Here is a 12,273-nt window from a genome sequence, read left to right on the forward strand (position 1 = left end):
TTATTATTTAGAGCCGATGGCGATTATAGGGAAGTATTGATTCAAAAACAATCACTCTGCTGTAATCCTTACGGGTGAGCGTACAAAGGTGGGCTGAGCAAGCCAAATCATGGCAAGCAAGAATATGAAAATCCAAGCTGCGAGTCTGAATATGTCGTTCGTAGCGAGCATAAATGCTTGATTGATTATCGTTGCATAGAGGACTCCAAACCCTTTGAGCCCCGAAATTCCCAATGAATGCAATTGATTGAGTGATTGTTGAACTAAGGGATTGTACGCGGTTATTTGCTCCACCAGATGGCTTTGATGTAACGCTTCTCTATGATTCCATAAGGTGACGCTGATTGATGTGCCAAAGCTGCTACCTAAAATTCGACAAAAGTTGACAAGGCCCGATGCACTCGCCAAGCGATCAGGAGGCAGTTCAGTCAAAATAAGTGCAATTAATGGGGTAAAGAAAAAGGCAAGGCCAATCCCTTGAATAAATCGAGGTCTAATCAGTTGAATAAAACTCATTTCAGTGTAAAAAGTAGATTGCCATATGCATGTCCCCGCAAACACAATAAACCCAAGGCTGATAATAATGCGTAAATCAAATTTACCCATATAAATACCGACAATAGGTGTTAAAAAGAAGGGTAAGATCCCTACAGGAGCAACTGCAAATCCTGCCCAAGTTGGGGTGTAACCCATTTGCGTTTGTAGCCATAACGGGAAAATAACTACAGTGGAAAAATACACCATAAACCCTAAGGTTAAACTCATTGTCCCAATAGTAAAATTGCGATTAGCAAATAAATATAAATCAATAATTGGATGTTTTTGTGTTAAAAGCCAAATGATTAAAAAGCTAAGCGTAACTGTCGAGATGATTGCTAAAGAAACAATAAACGGTGAATGAAACCAATCTAAATCATGTCCTTTATCTAATAAAATTTGCAAACAGCCAACGCCTATTGATAATAATATCAAGCCAATAAAGTCAATTGGTAATTTAGTGATAGGTGTCTCTCTTCCACTAAGAGTAATCAGCGTAAATGTTACTGAAAAGATACCTACAGGGACGTTAATATAAAAAATCCAGGGCCAGGTATAATTATCGGTAATAACCCCGCCCAGAATTGGACCAAATATTGGTCCCACAACAGCAGTCATGGTCCATATACCAGTTGCCAATCCTCTTTTTTCAGGAGGATAATTAGCCAGGAGAATACTTTGTGATAAAGGAATCATTGGTCCAGAAACCGCACCTTGAATCACTCGGAAAAAAACCAACATTTCCAAACTCATTGATAATCCACAAAGCACAGAGGCGATTGTAAATAAGGTTGAGGAGAAAATAAATAAACGAACCTCGCCAAAACGCTTGGCTAGCCATCCAGTTAGCGGCAGCATAATGGCTTGACTTACAGCAAAAGAAGTTATAACCCAAGTTCCATTATCTGGACTAACGCCTAAATCGCCTGCAATGGTCGGAATGGCTACATTAGCAATCGAGATATCAAGGACATTCATAAAGATAGCCAATGACAAAGAAATGGTCATCAGAACTAATCTACTACCAACTAGTGGAAGATGATCAGCCATTATGATTTTGTCCTTGGAAGGAACATATCGGGGGAGTTTGCATGTAAAATTTCGTCAATAAGGGAATTTACTTCTGCGAGCTGTTTTTTATAAATTTTTGTGTGATATTTTATCTTAGACTCGGTCGTTTGTGGAATCCGATTGCCGTCTAAGTGATGCGTATCAATAGTCACTCGCATGGATAATCCTAGTTGTAATGGAATTTTTTTCAATTCAATGGGGTTTAAACTAATACGCACAGGAAGTCTTTGCACGATTTTAATCCAGTTCCCTGTTGCATTTTGTGGTGGGAGTAAAGAAAAAGCTGAGCCTGTTCCCGCATTTAAACCAACAACCTTTCCATGATAAGTCATTTCAGGGTAAGCATCAGCATAGAGAGTAACTGGCTGACCAATGCGAATATCATTTAGAGAAGATTCTTTGTAGTTTGCATCTACCCAAGTATCGTGGAGTGGAATAATCGCCAGCATGACGGAGTTGAGCGATACTTGCTGTCCCGGTTGCACACTACGTTTTGCGACGTAACCAGTAATTGGGGCGGCAATAGTTGTTCTTTGAAAATTCAGATAAGCTGTTTTTAGATTGGCTTTGGCAGTTTCAACAAGTGGATGAGTATACAGATGTGCATTTTCAACCAACGCAAGAGCTGCATCTAGTTGATGCAATGAGCTATCATAAGTTGCTTTTGCCGCTTCCACTGTTGTTTTATAATGTTGCATCTCTTCACGGGATACAGCTCGATTACCAACTAGCCCTTCGCGACGTTTTAAATCCAATTGCGCTTTAACCAGATTTGCTTTGTTTACATTCACATTTTGTTGTACCTGAGCGGCATTTTCAAAATACTGACGTACTTGTCGGACGGTTTGTGCCAGATTTGCTTTCGCTTTTTGTAGCGCTATTGCATAATCGGTAGGATCCAATTTAATTATGATTTGGCCTTCAGTAACCAATTGAGTTTCATCAGTGTTAATCGAGATAACAGTACCGGAGATTTGAGGCATCAGTTGCACCATATTTCCGTTGACGTAGGCATCATCGGTATAGAGTTCAAATCGTCCCCAAATGAGCCAATAGAGAATCCATATCAATGCAGTAAGTAAAAAAATACTGCCGAGGGCGAACATAGCAATTTTTCGTTTATATAATGTTTTAACTGTTGCACCAACTTTTTTCGATTCGACTTCAGTTTCTTTTTTTTCGGCCATAATTCTATAGCTCTCCACCTAAAGCTGCTAATAAGGCTACAAAAGCTTGCTTTTGACGTGTTTGTAAATTATTCAAAATAGCTTTTTGCTGGATTAGTAACTGTTTTATTTCAATTAGTTGGGTGTAATCAATAATTCCTTGAGTATAACGCGCCTGGAATAATTTGTAATTGGATTGGATATTAATTAACGCTTGGTTCTGTGCTGTAATTTGAGTCTTAAGTATTTTTAGAGTAGAAAGTTGATCGCTGACTTGTTGTAATGAATTTAAAATAGTTTGATTATACTGGTTCACTGCAAGTTCAAATTGTGCATAGTTAACCCCAAGATTCGCTCTTCTTGCACCTGCATCAAAAATAGGTAAATCAAAAGCCGCAGCGGCATTATCGTTTTGGAGCCATATATTAAAAGCTTTGCTAAAGTATAGACTTTGTAAGCTGAGTAAACCCTTCAAATTAATATTGGGGAAAAAAGCGGTTTTTGCAACATTCACTTGATGTGCTGCAGCTTCAGTAAGAGCACGTGCTGAAGCAATATCAGGTCTTTGTGCGAGTATATTTGCTGGGATTATTGTGGGTAACTGGAGTTGCTTTTCGTCATAAACAAAAGGTGCTGGATCAATTTGTGTATTTAAGGGGTTTTTACCCATTAAAACGGCTAATTGATGTCGCGATTGCATTTCAGCACGCTTGTAATCCTCTATGGATAAGATGGCTTCCTGAGCATTAGCCACCGCTGTTTGTACAGGAATATTTGATTCAATGCCTTGTCGTTCGCGATCTGCGATGATATCAGCAAGCTGCTTTAACAAGCGTGCGTTTTCTTTGGCCAAATGTTGTTGGATAATGTTATTTTGTACTTCAAAATAAGCGGTCGCAATAGAAGCACTCAAAACAAGCTGGGTTTCGGCTAGATCCATTTGTGCCGCAAATGTTTCACTTAATCTAGTGGCTAAGGTTTCTCTATTTTTGCCCCAGAAATCGAGCTCATAATTAAATTTTAAGCCAATATCTGCAACTTTTGCTTGATCGATTTTTATCGAGTTAATTGGAGGCGGTATTTTGCCATGTATTGGAAAGTAAAATTGTTCCAAATAACCGCTCGAGCCTATAAATGGCCATAATGATGATGAGGCGACTTTTGCAAGTTGTTGGGCTTGTATCACTCGTGCTTTGGCACTGTGCATATCAGGGGCATCAGCAAGAGCGACAGAGATGAGTTGAGATAAATGGGGATCATTAAATCGTTTAAAATGATGCACTGATTTGCTTTGTTCAGGTTTTTTATAAACGTGTTTTACTGCTAGCTTAGTTGAATTGAGTGGTTCTGTACTCGTATGGGGTTCACCAAACAGAGAACAGCCTGTTGATGCGAACGTGATTAAAATACAAGTTACTAAAGAGAATCGCAAAATTTATTTCCCTTTATATGCGTGAAATTGGATAATGTATCAATATTTTTTGAGAAATACATTAGTGATCATATTACTTAAACTGACTATTAATTTCTAACTTTATAAAAATATGGACTAGAATTATGTACATAAAGGAAATTTTTAAAAACAACAAGAGGGGAGAATTATGAATACTCTGAAAAAAATAGCGATCGTAAGTATTTGTCTTACAACACTTGGCCTACTAAGTTCTTGTGGAACGGTTCATGGCTTTGGAAAAGACGTATCTACTGTGGGTAAAGACATTCAAAAAGCATCACAATAATTTCTTTACGACTCCCCTTAGGGGGAGCCTAATTCTGGATGATAAGTTAAATCTTCATCTATCCCTGAATTAATATAAAACTCACAAGTGTGGGGTGTTGCGGTAATTGTAATGAATTCATTGCCACTGGTTAAAAAATGATGATGCTCAATTGCATCAGGATGAAGATTAAAAAAATGTCCCTTAAAATCATATTGTTGGACTATTTTTGTTAATGAGTTAACTTCGGCTTCTGTGCCATGTGAGGTTATTTCATCACCGTCAATTTCTTCTTTTTCCCCACCGATAAATCGAAGTGATATGATGTCAATCGGAATATGAGGAAATAGGTTAAATTCGGCACGAAGACCTTCCAGGAAATCTTCAAAGGTTTCTTGGGCTAACTGGTCTTTGTTTTTATTTGAATATCCAAAGCCTGACCAATGATATAAGCCACAAAAATTGATTTTTTCTTCAAGCTCCTCATCCCAGTATTGGCCTCTAATCATAAAAGCAATGCACGTACAAACCCCATCAGTAATCAATGCAGTAAATTGATCGTTTGTGAATGCAAGGTCATCCATCTCAACAGTTATTTTTGAAAGTATTTTAGGTGTGGTGAAAAAGTGTCTAGATTGCATAAAAAATTCATGTGACTTGTATTAAAAAAAAGCATTATACAGGAACAAGATTGTGAGTCCTACTCTTTTAATGTCCATTTTATAATTAATTTAAACAGACGGCGCGATTTTAGGGAGGGCTTGAATTCTTCGGTTTTTGGCCCCAAGCTCTTTTTTTATAAAAGGCTGCCATTGCCATGAAGGGATATCGTACTTTTGTGCATGAAATAATTCGTTTAAATGAGCGATTAATGCATCTTTATCGGGCAAGTCAGGGGTGATTTGAATTGTAAATTGATTTAAAGCGTGTTGTTGGATGGTGTAATCATCGAATTCAAAAGTGAAGGAGGCCATTTTCTGACGTATCAGATCGGCAAAGAGGGGAAATACCTTATTATTTTGGGTTGCATAACAAATATCACCTACACGGCCTTCAATCCTTTCCAGCCTGGTAAAAACGTCATTTGATTGTTCTTCAATCAACACATCATCTAAACGATAGCGGATTATGGGTTGTGTTGTTCGCAATAAATCCGTGATAATAGGTACAAATCGCTTTTCGTCCAACCACTCCTTTTCGATAATTAAATATTCTTCATTCATTAGTAAATGATTACTGTCTTTATCACTAATGGCTAAAAATCCTTCCGTGCATTGATATACTTGCGCGACCTGACAATTAAAGGCGTTTTTTATAATTTCTTCATCACGTTGTTCCATAACTTCAGCAACAGCAAAAATTTTTTCGGGAGTAATTGATAAGCGTTGTTTTTCCCTTGATAAAGCCAGTAATACAGAGGTCGGTGCTGATAAAAGGGTGGGTTGTATTTTATTTAAGCGATCAAGATGGATTTCGAAGTTTTCGAGTAAATCAAAAAAATGAAATTGAATTTTTTTACCTTTGCTGAGATTTGTATAGAGCTTATTATTAGCTCTAAGGAAAAAGGCAATGCGCTCTTTTCTCTTTAAGCCTTTGGGCAAGGCCTTAGCTAATAAAATGCCAGCCCAGGCATCGCGTTCTTTTTCATTGACAAGAAATAAACCCCGATTTCCTGATGTGCCAGAAGAAAGTCCAACGGCAATCCCATTGATTAAGGCGGAAAAATCGCGTGTGCTTTCTGCTTTTAAAGCCAGCTTCAAGGCCTGATCCTTCGTTATTTTGACCGTATTTATTTCATCAAAGTGCTGCATCATTATTTTTTTGTTGATAATTGGCCATTCCTTAAATGGCTTATCCAAATAGGGTTGATAAAAAGGAGATTTATATAAGGTTTTTTTTATTAACTTTCTAAATTGCTTTTCCTGATAAGCAGCTAATTGGTCTCGTGATTTAAATCGTTTTCGCAGAAATTGGGTATTGAAATAATAATAAAGAAGTCTAAGTATCATGCTCGAATCCCTGAAAGACGTGCCCGTATGTGCTGACAATGGGATGGAATCATATCGATTTTTTTATTATTTTTAAAAAGTAGGTGCAATTTCTTGATTGTTTGCTGATAACTTTCTTTATTATCGTGAATCAAGTAAGTGAGATTACTTGGAAAAATCATTTTCTTAAAAGTTTCTTGATGCCAACAACTGTCTGCAAGCAAAAAGGTTTCTTGAGCCGCTTTAAAGTATAAACCTATTTGTCCCTTGGCATGTCCTGGTAAGGGGATCGCAATGAGCTTTCCATCCTTAAAGAGATCAAATCCAGTGGTAAAAGGGAATAGATTGGCGTTCAGCGCAACTTCGTTTTTTAATAAAACCAGGCGCTCATAAAAGTCTTTAGGAAGTAATCCGGGTAAGAATCCCTGCATTAATGCTTTTATTCCTTTTTTTTGATGTATGTTGCTTATGGCATCAGGATGACAGAAAAATTGAGCATTAGGAAAATCTTTTAAACCACCAATGTGATCTGCATGAAAATGTGAGATCACAACTCCTTTAATTTCTGAAGACTGGATATTATGTTCTGCTAATTGTTCTTTAAGTGATTTTTTCAGTAGTACCGGTGTTAGGTTTCTGTAAAGGGAAAAAGGAAATTTTCGGGTTAATTCGTAGAATCGGTTGCTATAACCCGTATCGAATAGAATATAACCTCGAGTTGGATGTTTGATTAAAGCACAGAGGGCAGGGTATTCGCTTTGTTTCCAATGAGCATTCTGCAGGGTCATTCGCGCACAATGTTTGCAAAAACCAACTTCAAATAATTGATACTCTATCATGATCTTTGATACCACTCCGCAAAATGTTCTATTCCTTGTCTGATATTGACTTTAGGTTGATAACCTAAATCTTTTTGGGCCGCTTCAATATTTAATGTTTGCCCCATACATAAAACAGCTGCACTGTATCGGGTTAAACGTGGTTCTTTTCGAATAAATGGGAGGCTATAGAATTCTTCTGCACACGCAGCATATATTTTTGCAATCGAGTAGGGGATAAATTTAGGTATAAATGGCTTTTGTAAGACACTAAAAAGTTCGGAAATAATGCTTATTAGCGCTCGTGGTTCACCATTGGTTATATTGTATTTGTTACCGCAAAATTGTTGATCCGCTTGTGCTGCTAAAAGCAGACTTTCTACAACATTTTCAACATAAGTGATATCAATTACATTTGTTCCATTTCCAACAATAGGCAGTACCCCTTTTTTTTCATTTTGGAGGATGCGCGGTAAAATGGCCCGATCATAAGGGCCAAAAATTGCTCGTGGGCGTATCGTAATCACATTAAGGCTTTTTTCTTGAAAGGCCTTATCAATCAGAGCTTCAGCAAGTAATTTGGTTTTTACATAATAGTTGGCCGGTCTTGAGGGTAACGGAACATCTTCCTTGATATTATGTTGTTCCGTGAAATTAAAATAAATACTTGGTGATGAAACATGAACTAAGCGCGTATTTAAGGGAGTTGCTTCAATTACATGTTGGGTGCCTAGCACATTGGCATCATAAAAATCTTTATACCGTCCCCAAGGACTAGATAGGGCCGCACAATGAAAAATAGTTTGAGCATTCTGAGTTATTTTTTTTAACTTCTCTTGATGTAGTAAATCGACAGTTATAAATTGTGCGCCAGATTGAGTAATGATTTTGCCAAGCTGCTCATTGCGCCCCAGGGCGATTACCTCATGGCCGTCTTTGAGCAATCTTTGGGTCAAATTCAATCCGAGACAACCCGTAGCTCCTGTTACAACGCAAACCATATTAGTACTCCAAGATGATACCACCAGCTGCCAGCCCAGCTCCGGTACCCATTAATAACACTAATTGCCCACGTTGTAACTGTTTGCTATTAATTAAAGTGTATAATGCGGTAGGAATAGATGCGGCAATTTGATTTCCATAATAGGGATAAATAGAAACAAAATTTTCAGTTGGAATATTTAATCTCTTCTGCACGTGATGCATCGCGAGCAAGCTTGCTTGATGCGGGACGAACCAATCTATATCACATAGGTTAAGCTTGGCTTTGCTGAAGAGATTGTCCATGAGATTGTCTAATAATTTGGAAGCTAATTTGAATACTTTTTTACCTTCCATATAAAATAGACTTTGTTCTATACGCAGTAACGGATTTTTAGCTGGTAAGCGCGTACCTCCTGCCTCTATTTGACAGAACGTAGAACCAATACTATGCGTTTCATGATGTGATGCTAGAATTCGATTTGTTCCATTACTTTTTTCAAGCACACAGGCTGCAGCACCATCGCCGAAAATAGTGCACGTCTCCATATCTTGCCAATTCAATCCTGCCGACGCGATATCACTAGAAACAATTAGAGCACGTTTAAATCGCTCTCCCTCGATTAAATATGATGCAATGTCTAAGGCATTAATAAAACTTAAACAAGTACTGTTTACATCAAAACATGCGGTTCCTGATTGTTCCAATCCTAGTTGTTTTTGAATTAATGCAGCAGTACAGGGAATTGCTTGTTCACCTACGCCGCACGCGCTGATGATGACATCAATATCGGTTAATTGTATATTTGCTTTTTGGATTGCAATTAATCCCGCTTGTGCTCCCATATAAGACGTTGTTTCATCAGCAGATGCAAAGTGTCGCGAAATCAATCCGGACTTTTTTTGTACCGTTCCTTGGGGCCGATTAAGTTTTAAATCAAGTTCAGTGGATAGAACTTTATTTCTGGGTAAATAACTCCCCATTCCTGTTATTTTTACAGCAGGCATATTTAGTTCCTTACTCATTGATCGTCCATAGAATTTCAAGATAGACCATGAAAAGTAGTGCTCATTGTACTGCGTGTTTATTTTTTATTCAATTAAATTAAACTGCAATACCTTCACTAAAAATAACAATTCTGTTCACTGAAACTGTCAACCCACGAGGATCCATGATAAATTAATAATTATTCATCAGATGATTGGCAAAGGATTGTCGTTCGTGTTTGATTTTAGACCGCATATAAAAGTTTTTATACTGGTTTCGCTGAGTACAGTGTTGCAAACTTCTTGTATGGTAGGACCTAATTTTCATTCACCCAAGCCACCAAAAGTCAAAAAATATACTGAAAAACCATTACCGAAAAAAACCGTAAACACACCTGGAGCAGGTGGTCAGGCACAAAGGTTTATTACCAATAAAGAAATCCCTATTTTGTGGTGGGAACTTTATCATTCACCTGAAATCAATCAACTAATTCATATGGGATTAGCAAATAGCCCCAATTTAGCTGCAGCCTCAGCCGCTTTGCGTCAAGCTCAGGAAAACCTTAAAGTTCAAATTGGCAATTCAATGTGGCCGTCTATAGATGCATCTCAGATGGTACAAAGGCAGCGTTATTCAGGTTTGCAAATAGGTATTCCAAGTGACAGTGTGACGTTTAATCTGGTTTATACTTCATTTAATTTATCCTACACCCTGGATGTTTTTGGTGGAGCACGGCGTCAAATTGAAGCATTGAAAGCTCAGGTTGATTACCAGCAATTTCAAGTAATTGCTACTTATTTGACGCTGACTTCTAATATCGTTACCACCTCAGTGGCTGTTGCATCTTACCAAGCACAAATTGAAGCTACAGTTGATTTGATCAAAGCAGAACAAGGGCTTCTTAATGTTTTAAATGACCAATATCGTTTAGGGGGTGTTTCCAAAGAAAATGTATTGACCCAAGAAACCTTACTTGAACAGACCAAAGCAACTTTGCCACCACTCCAAAAAAACTTATCTCAGGCCAAACATGCTTTATCTACGCTCGTAGGGACTTTTCCAGAGGCTCCTTTGCCCATTATTCAATTGGACCGCTTAAGGCTACCTACGGAGTTGCCTGTGAGCTTGCCTTCAAATCTGGTGCGTCAGCGTCCTGATGTGCGTGCCTCTGAAGCATTACTTCATCAAGCATGTGCACAAATTGGAGTAGCAACAGCCAATTTATTTCCACAATTTACTATTACCGCCAATGAGGGATGGCTTAATACCTCGTTTGCAAACATTTTCACCAAAAGGAATGAAGTTTGGGCTCTAACCGGCCAAGTAATGCAACCTTTGTTCCATGGCGGCGCTTTATGGGCGCAACGACGTTCTGCAATTGCAGCTTATCAACAGACCGCTGCGCAGTACAAACAAACGGTATTGCAAGCTTTTCAAAATGTAGCGGATGTTTTAAGAGGAATAGAAACCGATGCGCGTACATTGCAAGCGCAAATAAAAGCTGAAAATGCCGCTCGAGATTCTTTAAACCTGACCCTAAAGCAATATCGTTTAGGTGGGGTAAGTTACATCAATTTATTAAACGCACAACAGCAGTACCAACAGACGCGAATTACTCGTATTCAAGCACAAGCTGCGCGTTACAGTGATACGGCCGCATTATTCCAGGCCTTAGGCGGGGGCTGGTGGCATAAACCTTGGTGTGTCAAAGAGTGTCTATGATGAAAGAAATTTTTTTGAAAAAACAGATGATCATTATGTTGGTTTCCGTGGGAGTTCTTTTCGGCCTGATTTTTGGTTGGAAGGCTTTTTTTCATTACATGAGAAACCAATTTTTTCTCCAAATGAAGTCACCTCCAGTTACGGTGTCCACGATGAAGGTAGAGCCTTCATCATGGCAACCCACTTTAAAGGCAGTAGGCAGCATACGGGCACGATTAGGTGTGAATGTCACTACAGAGCTTGCGGGTATGGTACAAACAATTTATTTCACCCCAGGTACAGCAGTTAAAGAAGGCACTGTTTTGGTGCAATTGAATGCAGGAGCTGAACTTGGATTATTGCACTCATTACAGGCGCAAGTTGAATTGGCAAAAATTACCTATAAACGCGATAAAGCGCAATATATGGTTCATGCAGTAAGTAAACAGACTCTAGATGCTGATGAATGGAATCTAAAAAACTTACAAGCTCAAGTTGCACAACAAGCTGCAACAGCGGAAAAAAAGACGATACGTGCCCCTTTTTCTGGCCAATTAGGTATTAATAATATTAATCCAGGACAGTATCTTAATGTAGGAGATGCGGTAACTACATTACAGTCTTTAGATCCGATTTATGTTGATTTTTATTTACCCCAACAAGTTTTAGCAAAGTTAGAACTTGGGCAAACAGTACATGTTGTTACCGACACGTTCCCCGATGAAATTTTTCAAGGAAAAATCACTACTATAGAACCTATTGTAGATAGCACTAATCGTAATGTTCGGGTGGAGGCGACTCTGCCTAATCCTGATTTTAAATTGAAGCCAGGTATGTTTACTCGAGTAGAGGTTGTTACAGGAGCGAAACAAAACTATCTAACGTTACCGCAATCGGCAATTAGCTTTAATCCTTATGGTGATATTGTCTATCTGGTTAAAGACAGCGGACAAAAAGATAAAAATAATCAACCAATTCTTGTAGTGAAACAGATTTTTGTGACCGTTGGAGAAACTCGAGGCGATCAAATCGCTATATTAAAAGGGTTACAAGCAGGAGATATTGTAGTTACCAGTGGCCAATTAAAGCTTAAGAACGGCAGCCAGATCATAATAAATAACAAAATACAACCGAGTAATGAGGCCTCACCAGAGATAGTTGAGAAATAACGATAATACAACGTGATGATAGTTTTGTAGCCCGAACTAGGGGGGACTGGATTGAGTGAACGTCTCATTCCCGGGTTAGGCCGCGCTTCATCCAGGTTACGAAGTTACTCGTTTGGATAAAAGAATAATCTAAGGA

11 protein-coding genes are annotated in these 12,273 nt (G+C 38.4%); 3 read left to right on the forward strand and 8 right to left on the reverse strand.

Annotation, left to right across the window (positions count from 1 at the left end):
* Positions 1–51 precede the first annotated feature (51 nt).
* The 3 genes from DGG96_RS03980 to DGG96_RS03990 are packed head-to-tail and all read right to left on the reverse strand — an operon-like array spanning position 52 to position 4,206.
* Entirely contained in the window at positions 52–1,587 is a 1,536-nt protein-coding gene (locus tag DGG96_RS03980) for a DHA2 family efflux MFS transporter permease subunit (RefSeq protein ID WP_110141671.1), read from the reverse strand.
* Positions 1,587–2,795 carry an HlyD/EmrA/EmrK family protein gene (locus tag DGG96_RS03985; RefSeq protein WP_110141672.1) on the reverse strand — a complete coding sequence of 403 codons (1,209 nt, stop codon included), beginning with the start codon at positions 2,793–2,795 and terminating at the stop codon, positions 1,587–1,589. Before DGG96_RS03985 ends, DGG96_RS03980 begins: the two co-directional genes overlap by 1 nt.
* 4 nt (positions 2,796–2,799) lie before the next feature.
* Positions 2,800–4,206 carry an efflux transporter outer membrane subunit gene (locus DGG96_RS03990; protein WP_110141673.1) on the reverse strand — a complete coding sequence of 469 codons (1,407 nt, stop codon included), beginning with the start codon at positions 4,204–4,206 and terminating at the stop codon, positions 2,800–2,802.
* 169 nt (positions 4,207–4,375) lie between these two features.
* Between DGG96_RS03990 and DGG96_RS03995 the strand changes: the two genes are divergently transcribed.
* A complete protein-coding gene (locus tag DGG96_RS03995) occupies positions 4,376–4,513 on the forward strand; it encodes an entericidin A/B family lipoprotein (protein ID WP_110141674.1) in 138 nt (45 codons plus the stop codon).
* 17 nt (positions 4,514–4,530) lie between these two features.
* Here the strand turns inward: DGG96_RS03995 and DGG96_RS04000 are convergent, their stop codons facing one another.
* The 5 genes from DGG96_RS04000 to DGG96_RS04020 all read right to left on the reverse strand — a co-directional run bounded on the left by DGG96_RS04000 (position 4,531) and on the right by DGG96_RS04020 (position 9,287).
* Positions 4,531–5,133: a hypothetical protein gene (locus DGG96_RS04000; protein WP_110141675.1), complete on the reverse strand. Its 603-nt coding sequence runs from the start codon at positions 5,131–5,133 to the stop codon at positions 4,531–4,533.
* A 90-nt stretch (positions 5,134–5,223) separates the two neighbouring features.
* A complete protein-coding gene (locus DGG96_RS04005) occupies positions 5,224–6,501 on the reverse strand; it encodes a F390 synthetase-related protein (protein WP_110141676.1) in 1,278 nt (425 codons plus the stop codon).
* Complete coding sequence (locus DGG96_RS04010; RefSeq protein WP_110141677.1) at positions 6,498–7,319, reverse strand: MBL fold metallo-hydrolase; 822 nt, start codon at positions 7,317–7,319, stop codon at positions 6,498–6,500. The genes DGG96_RS04005 and DGG96_RS04010 overlap by 4 nt, the downstream gene beginning before the upstream one ends.
* The gene (locus tag DGG96_RS04015) at positions 7,316–8,299 is read right to left on the reverse strand and encodes an NAD-dependent epimerase/dehydratase family protein (protein WP_110141678.1); all 984 of its coding nucleotides are present in this window, start codon (positions 8,297–8,299) and stop codon (positions 7,316–7,318) included. The genes DGG96_RS04010 and DGG96_RS04015 overlap by 4 nt, the downstream gene beginning before the upstream one ends.
* A gap of 1 nt (position 8,300) precedes the next feature.
* Entirely contained in the window at positions 8,301–9,287 is a 987-nt protein-coding gene (locus DGG96_RS04020; RefSeq protein ID WP_110141679.1) for a beta-ketoacyl-ACP synthase III, read from the reverse strand.
* 214 nt (positions 9,288–9,501) lie between these two features.
* Here DGG96_RS04020 and DGG96_RS04025 point away from each other — a divergent pair, with 214 nt between their 5' ends.
* Together DGG96_RS04025 and DGG96_RS04030 are read left to right on the forward strand one after the other, a co-directional pair.
* Positions 9,502–10,989: an efflux transporter outer membrane subunit gene (locus DGG96_RS04025; RefSeq protein ID WP_110141680.1), complete on the forward strand. Its 1,488-nt coding sequence runs from the start codon at positions 9,502–9,504 to the stop codon at positions 10,987–10,989.
* Positions 10,989–12,137 carry an efflux RND transporter periplasmic adaptor subunit gene (locus DGG96_RS04030; protein WP_110141777.1) on the forward strand — a complete coding sequence of 383 codons (1,149 nt, stop codon included), beginning with the start codon at positions 10,989–10,991 and terminating at the stop codon, positions 12,135–12,137. The genes DGG96_RS04025 and DGG96_RS04030 overlap by 1 nt, the downstream gene beginning before the upstream one ends.
* Positions 12,138–12,273: the final 136 nt, after the last annotated feature.

This window comes from Legionella qingyii (assembly GCF_003184185.1).

Bases quoted from the DNA above. Each gene is read 5' to 3' on its own strand.
- DGG96_RS04000 (WP_110141675.1), bottom strand. From the start codon at position 5,133: ATGCAATCTAGACACTTTTTCACCACACCTAAAATACTTTCAAAAATA.
- DGG96_RS04005 (WP_110141676.1), bottom strand. From the start codon at position 6,501: ATGATACTTAGACTTCTTTATTATTATTTCAATACCCAATTTCTGCGA.
- DGG96_RS03980 (WP_110141671.1), bottom strand. From the start codon at position 1,587: ATGGCTGATCATCTTCCACTAGTTGGTAGTAGATTAGTTCTGATGACC.
- DGG96_RS03985 (WP_110141672.1), bottom strand. From the start codon at position 2,795: ATGGCCGAAAAAAAAGAAACTGAAGTCGAATCGAAAAAAGTTGGTGCA.
- DGG96_RS04010 (WP_110141677.1), bottom strand. From the start codon at position 7,319: ATGATAGAGTATCAATTATTTGAAGTTGGTTTTTGCAAACATTGTGCG.
- DGG96_RS03995 (WP_110141674.1), top strand. From the start codon at position 4,376: ATGAATACTCTGAAAAAAATAGCGATCGTAAGTATTTGTCTTACAACA.
- DGG96_RS04020 (WP_110141679.1), bottom strand. From the start codon at position 9,287: ATGCCTGCTGTAAAAATAACAGGAATGGGGAGTTATTTACCCAGAAAT.
- DGG96_RS04015 (WP_110141678.1), bottom strand. From the start codon at position 8,299: ATGGTTTGCGTTGTAACAGGAGCTACGGGTTGTCTCGGATTGAATTTG.
- DGG96_RS04030 (WP_110141777.1), top strand. From the start codon at position 10,989: ATGAAAGAAATTTTTTTGAAAAAACAGATGATCATTATGTTGGTTTCC.